The organism is Aliiroseovarius sp. xm-d-517 (genome assembly GCF_013283135.1).
In the GTDB taxonomy this organism is placed as follows: Bacteria; Pseudomonadota; Alphaproteobacteria; order Rhodobacterales; family Rhodobacteraceae; genus Aliiroseovarius; species Aliiroseovarius crassostreae.
This window is the reverse complement of sequence record NZ_WBXT01000001.1, coordinates 3146365-3165974: the sequence shown is the minus strand read 5'-3', so window position 1 is coordinate 3165974 and position 19610 is coordinate 3146365. Positions and strand designations below refer to the sequence as shown.

The window sequence follows — 19610 nt, the reverse complement described above, 5'->3', positions numbered from 1 at the left end:
CTGTCGTAGACAGCCCCCATGTCAGACGTCAATAAAAATACGCCGCAGCAACAATCGGACACAGCCGGTGAGGCCAGCGCATCGGACCCTGGGACCAGCACGTCGCAGGTCAGCACATCCGAGGGCAGTGCATCCGAGGGCAGCAAATCGCAGGCCAGTAATTCTCAAGCCAGCAAATCGCATGGCCGCCTGTCCATTTCGGCCAGCCTGAAGCCGCGCGAGTTGATGAGCCCGACACCGCGACTGGCGGGGGCGTGGACTGCAAAAATCATCACGCTTTTCCCCGATGCCTTTCCCGGCGTGCTTGGCGAAAGCCTGACCGGCCGCGCGCTGAAAGACGGCAAATGGGCGCTGGAAACCATTGATCTGCGCATTTTCGGCATGGGCAAACACCGCAATGTGGATGACACCCCGGCGGGGGGTGGGGCCGGAATGGTTCTGCGCCCGGATGTTTTGGGACGTGCCATCGAAATGGCGCAATCCGGCGTGCCGCAGGATCGCTTGGGCTGGCCGATCATCTATATGTCACCGCGCGGCAAACCGCTGGATCAGGCGATGGCGCGGCGATTTTCGAATTGCCGTGGCATGACCGTGCTCTGCGGTCGCTTCGAAGGTGTTGATGAGCGCGTGCTGGAACACTACCAGATCGAAGAGGTGAGCCTGGGCGATTTTGTCCTGACCGGCGGAGAGATTGCCGCCCAGGCGATGCTGGATGCCACCGTCCGCCTGATCCCGGACGTGCTCGGCAACGCCGACAGCATCGACGAAGAGAGCTTTTCCCACGGGCTTTTGGAACATCCCCAATACACCCGTCCCGCCGAATGGAAGGGGCGCAAAATCCCCGATGTGCTGATGTCTGGCCACCATGGCAAGATCGCCGAATGGCGCCGGGAAAAAAGTGAGGAAATCACCAAGACCCGCCGCCCGGATCTGTGGGAAAAGCACCTGCTGGATGACGGGACGCAGCCCGACGACAAATAGGCCACCCAATCGCAGGGGCGCCATATTGATCGCCCCCTTCTCGGTCCGACCGGCGCGCCTTTCCCCACCAGCCCCACATGGCCGCGCCTGACGGTTTCACCACCTGTGCGCGGGGCCTTGATCCCCTTCCCGGATTGGCCTATACCGCCCTTGTTCACCGGCTCAATGAGTCGAGTGGACCTGTTTTGTTTGGGCCGCGTTCTTTCCGCGGGGTGGGCTGCAAGGCGCACCGTGGCACACCGGCAAGGCAGCAAAAAGAAACGACGACGTATTCTCCCGCGGGCACGGATGGCACCATCCGAATGGACCCGATGAAGGCGCGGAGCTCTGGGCGACAGCAACCTTTGCGGAAAAACCGCAAGCAGATTTAGGAGAGATCAGATGGACCTGATCGCACAGCTCGAAGCGGAACAGATCGCTTCGCTGGGGAAAGAGATCCCCGACTTCAAAGCCGGCGACACCATTCGCGTAGGCTTTAAGGTGACCGAAGGCACCCGCACCCGTGTGCAGAACTACGAAGGCGTCTGCATCGCGCGCAACAACGGCAAAGGCATTGCCGGCTCGTTCACCGTTCGCAAAATTTCCTTCGGTGAAGGCGTGGAACGTGTGTTCCCGCTCTATTCGACCAACATCGAATCGATCACCGTTGTGCGCCGTGGCCGTGTGCGCCGCGCCAAACTCTACTACCTGCGTTCGCGTCGCGGCAAATCCGCCCGTATCGCAGAAGACACCAACTATAAGCCGAAGAAAGCCTGAGGAGCGTCAGCATGAAAAAGGATATCCATCCCGACTACCACATGATCGACGTCAAAATGACCGACGGCACGATCGTGCAAATGAAATCGACCTGGGGCAAAGAAGGCGACACCCTGGCGCTGGACATCGACCCCACCGCTCACCCGGCCTGGAACGGCGGCAGCTCGCGTCTGCTGGACACCGGTGGCCGCGTGTCGAAGTTCAAATCGAAATACGAAGGTTTTGGCTTCTAAGTCAGACGTCTTTCGAACAGGAAACGCCGTCCCTCGGGGCGGCGTTTTTTGTTGGATGTGACCTGTTTCTTGTCTTGTCGGGCTCATTCCCCACCAGACCGCGGGCACATCAGATCGCAGCAAGGACACGCGGCGATGAGACGGCTGTTGAGACGCGCCCTGAAAGGGCTGGAAGCAGGACCCGTCTCATCTCTGACCTTTTTGCGAAAGTCTATTTGCGCCGCTTGGTCCGTGGCAGTTTCGGGGCCACCTGTTTTTCGATATGCTCAATCACCTGCGCAGCGATATCTTTGCCGGTGGTTTTCTCGATACCTTCCAGCCCCGGAGAGGAGTTCACCTCAAGCACTTTTGGCCCACCTTCAGAGCGCAACAGATCGACACCGGCAAATTCCAGACGCATGGCCCGGGCGGCTTTCAGCGCGGTTTCGCGCTCCTGCTTGGTGATCCGCACTTTCTGCGCGCTGCCACCCTGATGCAGGTTCGAGCGGAACTCGCCCGGCGGGCCCTGCCTGCGCATTGCAGCCACAACCTTGCCGCCAAGAACGATGCAGCGGATATCCTCGCCTGCCGCTTCCTTTACGAAATGCTGGACCAGAAAATCCGCCTTCAACCCACGAAACGCAGAAATCACGCTTTCCGCGGCCTTGCGGGTTTCTGCCAGAACCACCCCCTTGCCCTGCGCACTTTCCAGAAGTTTCAGAATGACCGGAGCGTCACCGACCAGATTGATCAGGTTCTTGCTGTCTTTCGGGCTGCGCGCAAAGGCGGTGTCCGGCATGCCAATCCGGTGGCGTGCCAGGACCTGATGCGCATGCAGCTTGTCGCGTGAGATCGAAATCCCTTCCGAACCGGACAGGCAATAGGTGCCGGTGCTTTCAAACTGACGCACAACCGAGGTGCCATATGAGGTGATTGACGCCCCGATACGCGGGATAATTGCATCAAAATGGGGCAGCTTGCGGCCATCATAATGCACTTCGGCCCCAACCCCCTGAATTTTCATGTAACACCGCGACGTGTCGATCACTTCCACCGAATGCCCGCGCTCTTCGGCGGCGGCAATCAGGCGGCGGTTCGAATAATTCTCGGGCTCACGCGTCAGGAGCGCCATGCGCAGGGCGCGTTTGGTCCAGCTGCCGCGGGGGAAGCTCCGATAGGCATCGAAACTCAGCACCGGCTGCTGGAAACTGAGCGCAGGCATGACCTGAACATCCCCCGTCAGCGCGGTGCGCCCCAGCAACATCCGATAAGCCATTGCCCCGCGATCGGTCAGTGTCACCTCAATCGGCCAGCTGTGCTCACCCATCGAGATCACCGTTTCGATCACAAATCGCAGCTCCGTTTCGCCATTTGACGAAGTGACCTCGCGGCGGTCTTTCAACGGGGCAGAGCAGATGATTTCCAACGCGGCATCATCCGGGTCCGGGTGAATGGCAAACCGCACCATCGGGCGATCTGCCGGGCCGAAAGGTTCGATTGCAAATGCGTGCAGGGCAGACGTTTTTGCCCCGGTATCCACCTTTGCCTTCACGGCGGGCAGGCCCAGTTCAGGAAGGGCCAACCATTCTTCCCAACCCACGGAAAAACGGGTCATCACGAGTTCCTCTCATTTCGTAAGAACGCCGACCTCAGCTTTGGGCCGATAAAACACGGCGCGAATCATGGCATGAGGACCGATCCTGACTTTCCTATGCGGGCAAACGGGCAGCGTGCCAATAGAAATGTTGGCAACACCTTTCCGGCGGATGTCACTCGCGGCGGGTATGATGTGGGGGGGGTAGGCCCGGGGGGGGGCACCTGCCCGCCAGATCAGGCCATCCGGCCTCAATCGTCCCAGTGGAAAAGTCCCTGCCCTGTGCCGCGTCCGGACTGATCAATCAGCTCCCGACGGACATAGCCTTCTGCGTTCACCAGAAGGCGAGGCACGCCAAAATTTGGTGCAAAGATCCTCTGACAACAAGGGCATGTTGGCTCAATCAAGGGGCGAATTGCGCTGCATTCCCCCTCTTCCCCCTGCCCTGTATCGGTCTTATAGTCGCGCCACCTGATGGCTGCATAACATAACAACCGGGGATACAGGCGTGGCACATATTATTGTTGTGGGGAATGAAAAAGGCGGGGCGGGCAAGTCCACCGTCTCGATGCATGTGGCGACCGCACTTGCGCGGTTGGGAAAGTCGGTTGGGGTTCTGGATCTGGATCTGCGCCAGAAGACCTTTGGCCGCTACATGGAAAACCGGCGGGCGACGATGGAACGGCTTGGGCTGGAGTTGCCCACACCGCATTACCAGGACCTGCCCGAGATTGATCAATCCGCGCTGGAGCCGGGCGAAAACCCGTTTGACCGCCGCCTGTCGATTGCGGTTTCCGGGATGGAGGCAGACCGCGATTTCATCGTGATCGACTGCCCCGGCTCGCACACAAGGCTGAGCCAGGTCGCCCATTCCCTGGCCGATACGCTGATCACGCCGATGAATGACAGTTTTGTCGATTTTGATCTGCTTGCCCATATTGATGCGGAGACCAACAAGGTGCAGGGACCGTCGGTCTATTCGGAAATGGTCTGGAACGCGCGGCAGTTGCGGGCGCAGGCCGGGTTGAAACCGATTGACTGGGTGGTGGTGCGCAACCGTCTGGGCGCGCAGATGATGCATAACAAGAAGAAGGTCGGGGACGCGCTGGACGATCTGTCGAAACGGATCGGGTTTCGCGTCGCTCCCGGCTTTAACGAGCGGGTGATCTTCCGTGAGCTGTTCCCACGGGGCCTGACCCTGCTGGATCTGCGCGACGTTGGGGTTGCGGGACAGATGAACATCTCAAACGTGGCCGCAAGACAGGAACTGCGCGAGTTGCTGAAGGCGCTGAACCTGCCTGATGTCGAGGTTCGGTTCTGACCGGTTCCGGTCAGGTTTGAGGCTTCAGAACAACAAAAGACGCGGGAGTTCCTGCGTCTTTTTGTTTCGCGGTCTGTTGTGGGCTAGTGCGGACACGGGGACGGATGTGGACGGATATTTTCGACAGCGTACCAAAGGGGCTCTGCCCCTCGGCCATGCGGCCTCACCCCGGGATATTTCTGACCAGAAAATGAAGGCAGCATCGGTGCGTGCGTAGCGTTACGGAGCGCGCGGGGGATTTGAGCTTTCACACCTGGCGCAGGCCCGCTAACGTCTTCACATGTTTCGCTATCTTATCCTCCGCGCCCTGTCCCTGGGGGCAAGCCTGCTGGTGGCCTCATGGGTGATCTTTGCGATGATTGAGCTGGTGCCCGGCGATCCGGCCGCCTTCATGCTGGGATTGAATGCCCAGCCCGACACCGTGGCCGCCTTGCGCCGGGAGCTTGGGTTGGAAGGCACTGCAATCACGCGGTATCTGAGTTGGATGGGGGGGATGCTGACGGGGGATTTTGGCACCTCCTACACCTATCGCGTCGCCGTTTCCGAACTGGTCCGGGAACGTCTCACCCTCTCATTGCCACTGGCGCTTTATGCCCTTTTCCTGTCCACCGTGATCGCCATTCCGGCCGGTCTTCTGGCCGCCAGCCGACGGGGGCGCGCGACGGATCTAGGGGTGATGGGGGCCACGCAGCTGGGCGTTGCGGTGCCGAATTTCTGGTTTGCCATGCTGTTGGTTCTGGTCTTTGCCATCAATCTGCGCTGGTTTTCCGCCGGTGGTTTTCCGGGGTGGGAGGCCGGGGCTCTGCCGGCGCTCAAGGCGTTGACATTGCCCGCAATTGCGTTGGCCCTGCCGCAGGCATCGATCCTTGCGCGGGTGATGCGGTCTGCGCTGCTGGATGTACTGCATCAGGATTACATCCGCACCGCGCGCGCCAAGGGGCTTTCGGTTGGGCAAGCGACACGGCGGCACGCGCTGCGCAACGCATTGATCCCGGTGGTGACCATTCTGGGGCTGCAGTTTTCCTTTCTGCTGGCCGGTGCCATCATCATTGAAAACGTGTTTTTCCTTCCCGGTCTGGGCCGGTTGATCTTTCAGGCCATCACGCAGCGCGATCTGGTGGTGGTTGAAAGCGTGGTCATGCTGCTGGTTTTTGCGGTGATCCTTGTGACATTCCTTGTGGACGTCACCTATGCGCTGGTGGATCCACGCCTGCGGAGGCGCTCATGAAACGCCTGCCCCTGACCCTTTGGATCGGCGCCGGTCTGAGCGCCCTGTTCCTGATTTTGGTATCTGTGTCATTCCTCTGGGTGCCCCATGACCACATGACGTTGAACATCGCGGCCAAGCTGCGTGCCCCTTCGGCACAATACTGGCTGGGCACGGACCATTTTGGCCGCGATCTTGTATCGATGCTGATGGTGGGTGCCCGCACCTCAATTGCCGTCGCCGTGCTGGCTGTGGGCATCGGGATCGGGATCGGTGTGCCGTTGGGGCTGATGGCGGCCGCACAGCGGGGGTCCGTTCTGGACGAGGTGATCATGCGCTTAAACGACCTGATCTTTGCGTTCCCCTCTCTGGTCATTGCCATCCTGATCACCGCCAGCTTTGGCCCCTCGGCCACCAATGCAATCCTTGCGATTGGCATCTTCAACATCCCCGTCTTTGCGCGTGTGGCCCGGGCCGGGGCCCTGACAATCTGGACCCAGGATTTCATCATGGCCGCCCGGGTGGCCGGCAAGGGCGCGGTCAGGATCAGCGCCGAACACATCCTGCCCAATATCGCCAACCTGTTGATTGTGCAGGGAACAATTCAATTTTCACTTGGCATTCTGGCGGAGGCCGGGCTGAGTTATGTCGGGCTGGGCGCACAACCCCCAACCCCGAGCTGGGGGCGGATGCTGGCCGAAGCACAGACGATGATCTACACGGCCCCACGGCTTGCCATTGCACCGGGCATGGCAATTGTACTCATGGTTTTGGGGTTGAACCTGATGGGTGACGGGCTGCGGGATCTGTTGGATCCAAGGCTGCGCCGCCTGCGCGAGGGGGCCGCATGATCGAGACCCGAAACCTGTCCCTGACCATTCACGACACCCCGATCCTGCAAGATGTTGACCTGTCGATTGCGCCCGGTCAGGTGGTTGGGCTGGTGGGCGAAAGCGGGTCGGGAAAATCCCTGACCGCTCTGGCCCTGATGGATCTGTTGCCGCAGGGGGCCAAAACCGGAGGAGAGATCCTGCTCGATGGCGCCCCCCTGCCGACCCGCGCACGCACGCGGAGTGACACAGCCATGAACCGGTTGCGCGGCCAGCGCCTGTCGATGATTTTTCAAGAACCGATGACCGCCCTGAACCCGGTCAAGACCATCGGTGATCAGGTGGCCGAAACAGTGCTGATCCACGGGGCGGCCAGTCGTGCAGAGGCGCGGCGCATCGCGCAGGAAAAACTCCGCCGCGTGGGATTGCCCCCCGACAAGGTGCCAGCGGACCGCTACCCGCACGAGCTTTCAGGTGGACAGCGCCAGCGGGTGTGCATTGCCCAGGCAATTGCGCTCAGGCCAGATCTGCTGATCGCCGACGAACCCACGACGGCACTTGATGTAACCACGCAGGCGCAGATCCTTGACCTGTTGCGGGAGCTGGTCCGCGAGGAGGGTATGGGGCTGCTCCTGATCACCCATGACCTCGCGGTTGTTGCGCAGACGGCAGATCATGTGGCGGTAATGCAGCGGGGTGTAATCGTCGAACAGGGTCCTACGGAGCATCTGTTTCGCACCATGTCACATCCCTACACGCGGGCCCTTCTTGCGGCTTCGGCCCATCAGCCTGATCGCGCAAGACCTGCCCGCGCGGCCCCGCTTCTGGCGGTGCACAACGCAACGCGCGACTACCGGCTGCCCCGCAAATCTCTGTTCGGCCCAGCCCCGCATTTTCGCGCCGTGAACGGGGTCAGTTTCACGCTGGACAAAGGTGAGAGCCTTGGTCTTGTTGGCGAAAGCGGTTGTGGAAAATCCACCCTGACCCGCGCCATTCTGGGGCTTGAACCCGTGCAGGGCGGAGAGATCATGCTGGATGGTCAGCCCATCACCCCCGCGATGCCCGCCTCCCGGAGATCGGGGCTACAGGTCGTGTTTCAAGACCCGTACGCCAGTTTCAACCCGCGCTGGACCGTGGAACGTATTCTGTCCGAACCCTTTCACCTGACCGGCCGGCCGGAAAACTGGCGCGATGAGATCTTGCAGGCACTGGACGATGTGGGCCTGCCAGCAGACAGCCTTTCGCGCTATCCGCACGAGTTTTCCGGCGGACAGCGTCAGCGTATCGCCATTGCCCGCGCGCTGATCCTGCGGCCTGACCTGATTGTTCTGGACGAAGCGGTGTCGGCGCTGGATGTTTCGGTTCGGGCGCAGATCCTTGACCTTCTGACGACCCTGCAACGCGACAAGGGGCTGGCCTATCTGTTCATCAGCCATGACCTTACGGTGGTGCGCAATATCACCGACAGGGTGCTGGTGATGAAAGCCGGCGAGATTGTCGAAGAAGGCCCCACCGATCGCGTCTTTGATCAGCCGCAGCACCCCTATACCCAGGCCCTGATCAGCGCCGCCCCGGTCATCCCGTCAAACTGGCATCCCGTCGGACTGGGCGCCCGGCACGATCACACACCCACAGGAGGAGCATGATGGAAGCGCTTTGGTTTGATCCCACCCAGATCCTGATCGCAGGCCAATGGCAGGCGGCCTCGGGCGGCACCTTGCCCGTCGAGGACCCATCGACCGGCGCAGAGATTGCCCGCGTTGGCCGCTCGAACGCTTCAGATGTCGATGCCGCTGTCAGCGCGGCAAATGCCGCCCTGCAAGGTGCCTGGGGGCAAATGTCCGCGCTGGAGCGGGGCCGGTGCCTTACCCGCATGGGGCGGCTGGTGGAAGCGCGTATCGACGAACTTGCCGAGCTGGAAGCCCGTGATGTGGGCAAACCACTCACCCAGGCGCGCAATGATGCGGTCGCACTGGCCCGGTATCTGGAGTTCTACGGCGGTGCGGCAGATAAAATCCACGGCGAAACAATCCCCTATCTTGAAGGCTATACCGTCTACACCCTGCGTGAACCCCATGGGGTAACCGGCCATATCGTGCCCTGGAACTATCCGATGCAGATCATTGGTCGCTCGGTGGGGGCGGCTTTGGCGATGGGCAATGCCTGTGTCCTGAAACCCGCCGAAGATGCCTGTCTTACCGCGCTGGGATTTGCCCGGATTGCCGAAGAGGCCGGGTTGCCGGCGGGCGCGCTGAATGTGGTGCCCGGGCTTGGGCGGGAAGCGGGGGGTGCGCTCGCATCCCACCCGGCGGTGCACCATCTCAGCTTTACCGGTTCTGTCGCGGTCGGGGCCGAGGTCCAGCGGGCAGCCGCGGCCAACGTGGTGCCGGTTACGCTGGAGCTTGGCGGAAAGTCCCCGCAGCTGGTGTTCGCGGATGCCGATCTTGACGCCGCCCTGCCCTTTCTGGTCGGGGCCTGCATTCAAAACGCGGGCCAGACCTGTTCCGCCAGCTCCCGCATCCTGGTTCAGCGTGGCATCTATGACGATGTGGTCCGGCGCATGGGCGCGGCTTATGATGCGTTGCGGGTAGGTCCGGCGATGGAGGACCTGTCGGTCGGCCCGTTGATTTCTGCTCGGCAAAAGCAGCGGGTTGAGGGTTACCTTGCCCAAGGGGCGGATCTGCGCCTCGCGGGGCGTGGCCAGATTGGCGAGCTGCCCAAGGGTGGGCATTACGTGGCCCCAACCCTGTTTGCGGATGTGCCACCGGAGCACCCTCTTGCCCAGGACGAAATCTTTGGCCCGGTTCAGGTGATCATCCCCTTTGACACCGAAGAGGAAGCCATCGCCATTGCCAATGGCACCGAATACGGGCTGGTGGCGAGCCTTTGGACCGAAAGTGGTGCCCGGCAAATGCGGCTGGCCAAGAAGCTGCGGGCCGGGCAGGTTTTCATCAATAATTACGGCGCGGGCGGCGGGGTTGAGCTGCCGTTCGGCGGCGTTGGAAAATCCGGCCACGGGCGCGAAAAAGGCTTCGAGGCGCTCTATGGGTTTTCGACCCTCAAAACAATTGCCGCCAAACATGGCTGACACCGCGCGCGCCCATCATGCCAAAACGCGCTCCGGGCCTGAAGCACGCCCAACCCGCACCCCATCAAGGAGAGCCGAATGCCGATGATCGAAACGTTCCGCCGCATCGTGGACCCAAGCGATTGCGACATGCTGGGTCACATGAATATCAGCCGCTATTTTGCCTGTGTCTCGGATGCGGGGCTTGGCCTGATGACCGCATTCGGCCTCGGACAGGATCAGATCGTCGGCGGGCGCAGGCAGGCCTTTGCCGTGGTCCATTTCGACACGAACTTTCACAAGGAGGTGCGGCCTGGTGAATGGATCTTCATCCGGTCTGGCATCACCGAGATCGGGCGTCGCTCCGCAACATTTCATCACCAGATGTTCAGGGCCACCGATGAAACGCTTTTGTTTGATGCCACGGCCAAGGCCGTGCTGATGGACCTTGAGCGGCGCAAAGCCACGGTGATTGACGCGCCGCTTGCCCAGAACATGCGCCGCTATCTGATTGATCACGAGCAGGTGGCATAGATGGCGCCGCTGACGATTTCCAACGCTGATCTGCGCCGGTTGTGGATCTGGACCAATGGCCTGGCCGACACACCCACCGGGCCTTGCGACCTCATGGGAATAGTCGACCGGCTGGGATTCGTGCAGATCGACACGATCCGCAATGTGACCCGCGCCCATAACCACATCCTGTGGTCCCGCAATCAGAACTACCGCGAGGGGCGCATCTGGGATCACTTGTCCCGCCGCGACCTATTTGAACATTTCACCCATGATGCCAGCCTGATTGCGGGCAATGTGCTGCCCTACTGGACCCGCCAATTTCGCAGACTTGGCGAACATGTGGCCCGGCATGACTGGTATCAGTCGAAACTGGCACAGGACCAGATTGCCGCCATTCTCAAACGCATTGAGGAGGAAGGGCCGCTTTCGACCCACGCTTTCGACACCAAGGTGGCCTCGCGCGAGATGTGGGCGCGCCCGCCCCATAAAAAGGCGCTCGACCAGATGTGGTATGGCGGCACATTGGCCACCTGCCACCGCAGAAATTTCGTGAAATTCTACGATCTGGGCACGCGGGTGTTCCCAGAGGTCTTGCCTACGGCTTTGCTGGCACAAGATCCGGTTGAGGACGCCGAAGCGGTGGACTGGCTGTGTCGCGCCGCGATGGATCGGCTGACCATTGGCACGGCGGGAGAGATCCAGCGATTTTGGGACGCCATGTCGGCGCGGGAGGCGAAACTCTGGGCGGAGGCGCAAAAAGATCTTGTTCCGGTTGACGTGGTCTGTGCAGATGGCACGCGCCGGTCGGGTCTGGCACATCCGGATATCGAAACCCGGCTGCAAAATGCCCCTCCGCCCACGTCACGGCTGCGTATCCTCAACCCGTTTGACCCGATGATCCGCGACCGCAAACGCACCGAACAGATCTTTGGATTTGAGTATCGCAATGAAATGTTCGTGCCCAAGGCGCAGCGGAAATGGGGCTATTACGTCTATCCCCTGCTGGAAGGGGCACGCTTTGTGGGGCGGATGGAGCTGAAGGCCGATCGCAAGAAAGGAACGTTGAGCGTGATTGGGTTCTGGCCAGAGCAGGGCGTGCGCTGGGGCGCGCAGCGACGCGGCAAGCTGGAGGCGGAACTTGCGCGATTTGCCCGGTTTGCAGGGCTTGAGCGGGTCACCTGGCACCTCCCCTGAGGGTTGCCCTTGCCAGCCCGATGAAAGCGTCGCAAGGTAATGACAAGAGATTTGAAATCAAGGACTTCGGGGGCCTGCCCATGCGACTTAAGGGAAAGACGGCGATTGTAACCGGGGCGGCCTCAGGCTTTGGGGCCGGGATTGCCCGCAAATTTGCGTCCGAAGGCGCAGAGGTGATGGTGGCAGACCTGAATGCCCCCGAAGCTAAAACGCTTGCACAAGAGCTGGGGGGGATTGCCCAACGCGTGGATGTGTCGCGTTCAGACAGCGTGGATGAGATGGCCGAGGCCGCCCGCAGGCATTGGGGCCATGTTGATATTCTGGTCAATAATGCCGGTATCACCCATTTGCCGAAACCGATGGAAGAGGTGACGGAAGAGGAGTTTGACCGCGTGTTCGCGGTGAATGCAAAATCTGTCTACCTCACCGCGCGTGCCTTTGTGCCGATGATGAAAAAGGCCGGGCATGGCGCAATCCTGAATGTGGCCTCAACGGCCGGAATAAGCCCGCGCCCGAAGCTCAACTGGTACAATGCGTCAAAAGGCTGGATGATCACCGCCACCAAGACCATGGCGGTTGAACTGGCCCCAGCGGGGGTGCGGGTCAATGCCATTTGCCCGGTGGCGGGGGACACGCCGCTTTTGGCAAGCTTCATGGGGGAGGACACCCCCGAGATGCGCGCCAAGTTTCTGGCAACCATACCGATCGGCCGGTTCTCTACCCCGCAGGACATGGGCAATGCGGCCTGTTTTTTGTGTTCAGATGAAGCGAGCATGGTAACGGGGGTTGCGCTGGAAGTGGATGGTGGGCGCTGTATTTAAAGCGTCCCGCCTTATACCTGCAGTAGGGATAAGGTAGGACGCGACGCAACATACGAGCGTTTCGCGCGTTCCGCCACAAACCCGTCATACAGGTTTTTGGCGGAACCCTTTAGGGGAAAGGGGCGCTGCCCCTCGGCCTTGCGGCCTCACCCCGGGATATTTGGAACAAGAGGAAAAGAGGGTTTCATGAAGCCGGGTGCACGAAATCTGATAACGGATGTGGCGGGATTGCGGGTTGGCAATGCCGAAGATCAGGCAGTCAAAACGGGTGCCACGGTTCTGGTGGGGGACGCGCCCTTCACGGCGGCGGTTTCAGTCATGGGCGGGGCGCCTGGCACACGAGAGACAGATCTTTTAGCCCCGGACAAGCTGGTGCAACAGGTGGATGCGTTGGTGCTTTCCGGCGGGTCGGCCTTTGGGCTGGATGCGGCATCGGGCGTGGCCGATGGTTTGCGCGCAGACGGACGCGGATTTCGGGTGGGCACCCAGACGGTTCCGATTGTCCCCGGGGCCATCCTGTTCGATCTGATGAACGGGGGGGACAAGGCGTGGGAGGAGAACCCTTACAAGGCGCTCGGCATCGCTGCTCTGAGGGCTGCTGATCCAGTCTTTTCACTGGGATCCGTCGGGGCAGGTTGCGGCGCAACGGTTGGAAAAGCCTTTGGAACCGCGCTGAAGGGCGGGTTGGGGTCGTCTTCTTTGGTGTTGGACAATGGGATCACTGTGGGGGCGCTGGTTGCCGTAAACGCGTTGGGGGCGGTCACAATGGGGGATGGGCCGGAGTTCTGGGCCGCCCCTTGGGAAATGGGGGCTGAGTTCGGAGGGTTGGGCTCTGGTCGGCATGATCCACAGGTGGAACCCACGCCGGAGACCAGTCTCGGAGAAAACACCACCATTGCCATTGTCGCCACGGATGCCAAGCTGACACAGGCCCAGGCCATGCGCATGGCGACAGCTGCCCATGACGGCATGGCACGTGCAATCCATCCCAGCCACACGCCGTTTGATGGGGATTTGATTTTTACCGCGGCCACGGGGCAAATTGATCTTGAAGCCGGGGAATTTGACACCCTTCGCCTGGGCCATGCGGCGGCCACCTGCCTTGCCCGGGCCATAGCGCGCGCAGTCCATGCCGCCACCCCTTCTGAAGGAGATCTTCTGCCCAGTTGGAGCACGCGATTTGGCAATAAAGGTTAGCAAGGTGGATGGTGCCCAACAGGCGCTGAACGTGCTGATGGTGCTGTGACTTTCACCGCAAACTTGATCCAGGCCATAGATACTCTGCGCAAACCGGGGCATATCCGGGCCAATCTTCGAAACATTTCTGCAATCACAGAAGGATCTCTCAAGAAGTCTGGATTGCTCCGGCCTTTCTGGATGAAATCCTCCAAACAGTAAGATATGTCCGTTTCACATACCGCCCTGCGGATATGATCAAATTTACTTGACGCGTTCGCGCAGGGATGCCCATATCAAATTTCGCATCCGCTCGAAAACGTGAAATGGGAGAAGCACATGGCCGTCAATGCAACTGAGCTGAAAAGCCTTCTGAAAGACCCCTCGCTGGTCGAAACCCGCGCCTATGTGAATGGCCAGTGGATCGACGCGGACGATGGTGCAACATTCACCGTCTCCAACCCGGCGCGCGGCACGGAAATCGCGCAGGTGGCGGATCTGAGCCGGGTCGAAGTGGCCCGTGCCATCGAGGCCGCCGATATCGAGGGCCGCAAATGGGCAAAACGCACCGCCAAAGAGCGCGCCAATATCATGCGCCGCTGGTATGAGCTGATGATGGAAAACCAGGGAGATCTGGCCATTATCCTGACCGCTGAAATGGGCAAGCCACTGGCAGAAGCCATGGGCGAAATTGCCTATGGGGCCTCGTTCATCGAATGGTTTGCGGAAGAAGCCAAGCGTATCTACGGTGAAACCATCCCCGGCCACCAGCCCGACAAGCGCCTGATGGTGATCAAGCAGCCGATTGGTGTGGCGGCCTCGATCACGCCGTGGAACTTCCCCAATGCGATGATCACCCGCAAATGCGGCCCGGCGATTGCAGCGGGCTGCGGCTTTGTGGCTCGCCCTGCGGAACTGACCCCGCTGTCCGCCCTTGCGCTGGCTGTTCTGGCGGAGCGTGCCGGGCTGCCTGCCGGTGTGTTCAACGTGGTGCCCAGCTCGCGCGCGTCTGACATTGGCAAGGAGTTTTGTGAAAACCACAAGGTGCGCAAACTGACCTTTACCGGATCGACCGGTGTGGGTCGGATCCTGCTGGGGCAAGCCGCAGATCAGGTGATGAAATGTTCAATGGAACTGGGTGGAAACGCCCCGTTCATCGTGTTTGATGACGCGGATCTCGATGCGGCTGTCGAAGGGGCCATTGCCTGCAAATTCCGCAATAACGGCCAGACCTGTGTCTGTGCCAACCGGATTTACGTGCAGGAAGGGGTCTATGACGCCTTTGCCGAAAAACTTGCCAAAGCGGTTGCGGCCCTGCCGGTGGGGGATGGGCTGGATGAAGGGGTCGCCCTTGGCCCGCTGATCAACGAAGGTGCGGTCAACAAGGTTCGAGAGCATATCGCGGACGCGACCTCAAAAGGGGCCGAGGTGATCCTTGGTGGCAAGGCGCATGACCTTGGTGGGCTGTTCTTTGAACCAACCATTGTGAAAGGTGCCACAAAGGAAATGGCGTTTGCCTCAGATGAGACCTTCGGGCCACTTGCGCCGCTGTTCAAGTTCAAGGACGAGGACGATGTGATCGCCCAGGCCAATGACACGATTTTCGGCCTCGCCAGCTATTTCTTCGCCAAGGATCTGAGCCGCGTCTACAAAGTGGCGGAAGAGTTGGAATATGGCATTGTCGGTGTAAATACCGGCATCATTTCAACCGAGGTGGCCCCTTTTGGCGGGGTCAAGCAATCGGGTCTGGGACGCGAAGGATCACGTCATGGGATCGAGGATTACCTTGAGATGAAATATATCTGCATGTCGGTGTAAATCGCTATAAATAAAGAAAAAGAGGGTCATTTGGCCCTCTTTTTTTGTGCTGCGCTCATCTCGTTTTGCAGTCTCAGAAAAAAGGGCGCGGGGTGTTCCCCACGCCCTTGCGGCAGTCACTTTGACAGATGGGTCAGACCTCAACCGCCTTGCTTTCAACGGCTTTCGGCCCATTGATTTCAATCTGGCGTGGTTTCAGGGCTTCTGGCACCTCGCGGGTCAGGTCGATATGCAACATCCCATGTTCATGGCTGGCCCCGGTCACCCGCACATGATCGGCAAGGTGGAAGCGACGTTCAAAGGCACGGGTGGCAATGCCACGGTGCAGATAGGTCCGGTTGCCATCTTCGGGGGGTTTCCTGGCCGAAATCAGCAGCGCATTTTCCCGCACTTCAACGCCCAGCTCATCTTCTGAAAACCCGGCAACGGCGACGGAAATACGCCAGGCATCGTCATCGGTCTTTTCAATATTATAAGGGGGGTAGCTGTCACGGCTGCCTTCGTTGGTCAGCACGCGGTCCATCAGGTCGGCAATTTGATCAAATCCAACCGTAGCACGGTACAGCGGAGTCAGGTCAAAATTTCGCATAGGGTGTCCTTTCCAAAAGCGACATCAGATTTGCGCCTTCCCTTATGGGACAGGCAGAACACAGGCCCGCCACTGCGGCACCTGCAATCAGGATGTAGGCGTGTTTTTATCGCTTTCAAGAGGCGGCTGAGCACCCTCAGGGGCGGGCAAATTTCGCCCCGCCACCCCGGTTTGGTTCCAGCTCCAGTCGCCGCACATTGGGGGTGGATGTGGTCTCGACCTGCTCAAACATCCCGTCACCACGTGCCAGAATGGATTTCAGCTCAGCCAGCGGTGCTTCGAGATTGGTGCCGAGAGACACGGGGATATCGCGCACCATGGCTTTGGCTGAAATCACCGACACAATGCGCGGCTCGCCATTTTCCACCACAAAGACAGGGGCGCCGGAAGAGCCGAAATCCACCTCACAGGACATGACAAGCACACCGGACTGGCGTGCCAGAACCTGGCAGGTTTCCTGCAAAGCCGGGCTTTCGGCACGATCATGCGCATAAGAAACAACGCCAACCTCTGCCCCTTTGCGCGGACGGTGGAGCGTTGCAAACGGCTTGACCGAAGATTTTCGAATGGGTTGATCCAGTTCCAGCAAGGCAAGGTCATTGACCACTCTTGCCGCATTGTTCAGATCCTTGAAGGCAAATTTCGGATGAACAAGCGCACGGCGCACCCCGCGATAGGCCGACGCGCGCCCATTGCGCCACCCGGCCAGAAACTCGATTTCATCCGCTTCATATTGCCGCCCGGTCACCTTGTCGAACATGCAATGGCCCGCCGTCAGAACCAGGTTTTCGGAGATCAGCGCGCCGGTGCAGAAACTGTCACCTGCCATATTCAGACGCCCGACAGCTTCCCAGCCCCGGCTGTCATCACCGGTCATCAGTTTCTGCAGAGGGGATGGATCGGATGCCCCAAGCGGCCCTGTGAACCACAGCACCACCGCGACAAACGCGAATAGTTTCTTCATGTCTTTGCCTCAACCGGGGCATTGAGTGCCCTCTCATGGGGGCAGCTTAGGGGCAAACTCTATCTCAGGAAAACCCAAAAACGTTTAAAGCGGGTTAAAGAGCAATTAATTTCCGAGGTTGTGGCCCGCCAGTTGCCCAATCCAGAAGCTCAACCGTATGCACAACCGGCACCTCGGTTCCCGAACCAATCTGTAACATGCAGCCGATATTTCCCGCCGCAATCACCTGCGGCGCCCGCGCCTCAAGCGTTTCGATTTTGCGCGCCTTCAATTGTGCCGAAATATCAGGCTGCAAAATATTATAGATTCCTGCGGACCCGCAACATAAATGCGGGTCCTTGGGGTCAACCACCTCAAACCCGGCCCGTTCAAGCAAACGCCTCGGCGGTGTTTTGACCTGCTGGCCATGCTGCAGCGAACACGCAGAATGATAGGCCACCCGCAGGCCCATTTGTCGCTCTGGAAGCTCAAGCTCCATCAAAAGTTCGGTCACATCACAGGCCAGCTCAGACACTTTGGCCGCATCCTCTGCCAGCGGTGCGTTGCGAAAAATATGGGCATAGTCCTTCACCGTTGTCCCGCAACCGGATGTGTTGATGACAATTGCGTCCAGCCCCGCCGTATTATGTTCCGCCATCCAGGCCCGGATATTGCGCGCCGCCTGTGCGTGGCTATCCTCCTCCTTGCCCATATGGTGGGTCAGCGCACCACAACAGCCCATATCACGGGCAATCACCACCTCGCATCCCAACCGGGTGAGCAACCGGATGGTCGCGTCATTGATATCCGTATCCAGCGCCTTCTGCGCACATCCGGTCAGCAAGGCGACGCGCTTCCTGCGTGCACCCTTCGCCGGGAATACCTGCGGCTGATCATTGGCCGAGGGGCGTGGCAGTTTCGGTGGCGCCATCTCTAACATTGCCCTGAGACGGGGATCCGGCAGGAGGCCACGTAAGGGGCGTCCTGCCCGCGCCAGCGTCATCGCTGCGCGAAACCGGCGGGGAAAGGGGATGATCTTTGCCAGCGCCCAGCGCAGCAGCCGATCCAGAAACGGGCGCCTGTAGGTCTTTTCGATGTGAGCGCGCGCATGGTCGATCAGATGCATGTAATGCACCCCCGACGGGCAAGTGGACATACAGGCCAGACAAGACAGGCACCGATCCACATGTTCCACGGTTCTGGCATCAGCTGGTCGCCCGGCCTCCAGCATATCCTTGATCAGATAGATCCGCCCCCGCGGACTATCAAGTTCATCGCCCAGAACCTGGTAACTCGGGCAGGTCGCGGTGCAGAACCCGCAATGCACACAGGCGCGCAGGATCTCATTGGCCCGTTCGATGGCCGGATCCTTCAACTGCTCTTCGGTAAAATGCGTTTGCATCTCAGCCCCCCATCAGGCCGGAGTTCAGCACCCCGTTTGGATCAAATCTCTTGCGCAGCGCGGCACTTATGGCTGCAAGCGGTGCAGGCTCTGGCGGGAAAACCGGCACCTTTGCACGCGTCGCGGCCGATGCCCGAACCAAAAGCGCATGACCGCCCAGACGGTTCACTTCGGACCGGATCAGCGAGGCAAACGCCTCTTGCCCCTCATCAACACGCATCCAGACAAGCCCCCCGCCCCAGTCATACATCACCTCCGGTTCGATGGATGCCAGCGCGCGCACCAGAACTGGCCCATCCGAAGGTTTCACCGAGATGCGCCAGACCGCACCGGGTTTATCGGCAAACGGCGCCACCTGACGCAGCTCCTCCCAACGGCGAGAGGAGGCCTCTCCCTCCACCAGGTCAAACCCCCGCAGCACCCCCTGTTGAAGCGCGCGCGCACGGTAGGCAACCGAAGCAGCCAGCCCCTCAACCCGCACCCGTGTTTCACCACCAACACAGGCCGCCCCGGTCACGTCATATGGCGATCCCAAAGCAACAGACAGGCGCGCCACCGCCTCTGCGTCACGCAATCCTTTCCCAACCAGTGTGACCTCTGCTTCCGGCAGAGCCTGCACTTTCAGGCTCACTTCGCTGAGAACACCCAGCGTGCCCCAGGATCCGCACAGCAGCTTGACCAGATCATAGCCGGTGACATTTTTCATCACCCGGCCACCGTTCTTGATCACCCGACCACACCCATCGACAAATCGCACCCCAAGGCAATGATCCCGCACCGCCCCCGCCTGAATGCGCCGTGGCCCCGAGCTGTTTGACGCAACCACGCCGCCAATGGTCGATGCCCCTGCCCCCCCCAGAAGGGTCTGAAAATCCGAAGGTTCAAACGCCAGACGCTGCCCTTCTGACGCCAGCAACGCCTCGATCTCCGCCAGCGGCGTCCCCGCTTGCGCCACAAGCGTCAAAGCACCCGGTTCATAAAGCGTCACCCCGGTCAGCCCCGCGACGGACAGCATTTCCCCTTCCACAGGTGCCCCGATATCCCGGGTGCCGCCCCCCTGAATGCGCCAAGACGCGCGCGCGCCTGCCAAAATCTCTGCCAGATCAGCCTCAGTCTCAGGTGTCATCATCTTTTTCTTGTTCCAAATATCCCGGGGTGAGGCCGAATGGCCGAGGGGCAGCGC

The 19610-nt window shown here is 60.3% G+C and carries 18 protein-coding genes; 13 read left to right on the top strand and 5 right to left on the bottom strand.

Translation table 11 applies throughout. The features are described 5' to 3' along the window. Positions 1-18 precede the first annotated feature (18 nt). The 3 genes from trmD to rpmE all read left to right on the top strand — a co-directional run bounded on the left by trmD (position 19) and on the right by rpmE (position 1970). Positions 19-981: a tRNA (guanosine(37)-N1)-methyltransferase TrmD gene (gene trmD / locus XMD517_RS15080; RefSeq protein WP_173485373.1), complete on the top strand. Its 963-nt coding sequence runs from the start codon at positions 19-21 to the stop codon at positions 979-981. A 381-nt stretch (positions 982-1362) separates the two neighbouring features. Continuing rightward, positions 1363-1737 carry a 50S ribosomal protein L19 gene (gene rplS / locus XMD517_RS15075; protein WP_055188631.1) on the top strand — a complete coding sequence of 125 codons (375 nt, stop codon included), beginning with the start codon at positions 1363-1365 and terminating at the stop codon, positions 1735-1737. Between the two features lie 11 nt (positions 1738-1748). Continuing rightward, on the top strand, positions 1749-1970 hold the full coding sequence (gene rpmE, locus XMD517_RS15070; protein ID WP_173485372.1) for a 50S ribosomal protein L31: 222 nt from the start codon (positions 1749-1751) through the stop codon (positions 1968-1970). 211 nt (positions 1971-2181) lie between these two features. On the opposite strand, the gene rimK is transcribed toward rpmE, so the two are convergent. Then, positions 2182-3564 carry a 30S ribosomal protein S6--L-glutamate ligase gene (gene rimK / locus XMD517_RS15065; protein ID WP_173485371.1) on the bottom strand — a complete coding sequence of 461 codons (1383 nt, stop codon included), beginning with the start codon at positions 3562-3564 and terminating at the stop codon, positions 2182-2184. 487 nt (positions 3565-4051) lie between these two features. Between rimK and XMD517_RS15060 the strand changes: the two genes are divergently transcribed. The 10 genes from XMD517_RS15060 (at position 4052) to XMD517_RS15015 (ending at position 15493) form a co-directional block, all read left to right on the top strand. Next, positions 4052-4864 (top strand): division plane positioning ATPase MipZ, encoded by an 813-nt coding sequence (locus tag XMD517_RS15060; RefSeq protein ID WP_173485370.1) that lies wholly within the window; start codon positions 4052-4054, stop codon positions 4862-4864. A gap of 280 nt (positions 4865-5144) precedes the next feature. Further along, the gene (locus tag XMD517_RS15055; protein WP_173485369.1) at positions 5145-6092 is read left to right on the top strand and encodes an ABC transporter permease; all 948 of its coding nucleotides are present in this window, start codon (positions 5145-5147) and stop codon (positions 6090-6092) included. Continuing rightward, on the top strand, positions 6089-6922 hold the full coding sequence (locus XMD517_RS15050; protein WP_371732370.1) for an ABC transporter permease: 834 nt from the start codon (positions 6089-6091) through the stop codon (positions 6920-6922). Before XMD517_RS15055 ends, XMD517_RS15050 begins: the two co-directional genes overlap by 4 nt. Further along, positions 6919-8547, top strand: a complete 1629-nt coding sequence (locus XMD517_RS15045; protein WP_173485368.1) for an ABC transporter ATP-binding protein — start codon at positions 6919-6921, stop codon at positions 8545-8547. The genes XMD517_RS15050 and XMD517_RS15045 overlap by 4 nt, the downstream gene beginning before the upstream one ends. Next, positions 8544-9989, top strand: a complete 1446-nt coding sequence (locus XMD517_RS15040; protein ID WP_173485367.1) for an aldehyde dehydrogenase family protein — start codon at positions 8544-8546, stop codon at positions 9987-9989. Before XMD517_RS15045 ends, XMD517_RS15040 begins: the two co-directional genes overlap by 4 nt. Before the next feature lie 78 nt (positions 9990-10067). Further along, entirely contained in the window at positions 10068-10502 is a 435-nt protein-coding gene (locus XMD517_RS15035) for a thioesterase family protein (RefSeq protein WP_173485366.1), read from the top strand. Continuing rightward, positions 10503-11678 carry a winged helix-turn-helix domain-containing protein gene (locus XMD517_RS15030; protein WP_173485365.1) on the top strand — a complete coding sequence of 392 codons (1176 nt, stop codon included), beginning with the start codon at positions 10503-10505 and terminating at the stop codon, positions 11676-11678. Between the two features lie 80 nt (positions 11679-11758). Beyond that, entirely contained in the window at positions 11759-12499 is a 741-nt protein-coding gene (locus tag XMD517_RS15025; protein WP_173485364.1) for an SDR family oxidoreductase, read from the top strand. A gap of 186 nt (positions 12500-12685) precedes the next feature. Then, entirely contained in the window at positions 12686-13696 is a 1011-nt protein-coding gene (locus XMD517_RS15020) for a P1 family peptidase (RefSeq protein WP_173485363.1), read from the top strand. 318 nt (positions 13697-14014) lie between these two features. Then, complete coding sequence (locus XMD517_RS15015) at positions 14015-15493, top strand: NAD-dependent succinate-semialdehyde dehydrogenase (protein WP_173485362.1); 1479 nt, start codon at positions 14015-14017, stop codon at positions 15491-15493. Between the two features lie 133 nt (positions 15494-15626). On the opposite strand, the gene XMD517_RS15010 is transcribed toward XMD517_RS15015, so the two are convergent. From XMD517_RS15010 to XMD517_RS14995, 4 genes are all read right to left on the bottom strand, one after another. Continuing rightward, positions 15627-16082 carry an Hsp20 family protein gene (locus XMD517_RS15010; protein ID WP_173485361.1) on the bottom strand — a complete coding sequence of 152 codons (456 nt, stop codon included), beginning with the start codon at positions 16080-16082 and terminating at the stop codon, positions 15627-15629. 136 nt (positions 16083-16218) lie between these two features. Next, positions 16219-17046 (bottom strand): serine protease, encoded by an 828-nt coding sequence (locus tag XMD517_RS15005; RefSeq protein WP_173485360.1) that lies wholly within the window; start codon positions 17044-17046, stop codon positions 16219-16221. A 94-nt stretch (positions 17047-17140) separates the two neighbouring features. Next, on the bottom strand, positions 17141-18427 hold the full coding sequence (gene glcF, locus XMD517_RS15000; protein ID WP_173485359.1) for a glycolate oxidase subunit GlcF: 1287 nt from the start codon (positions 18425-18427) through the stop codon (positions 17141-17143). Position 18428: 1 nt separating this feature from the next. Further along, on the bottom strand, positions 18429-19553 hold the full coding sequence (locus tag XMD517_RS14995; RefSeq protein ID WP_173485358.1) for an FAD-binding protein: 1125 nt from the start codon (positions 19551-19553) through the stop codon (positions 18429-18431). Positions 19554-19610: the final 57 nt, after the last annotated feature.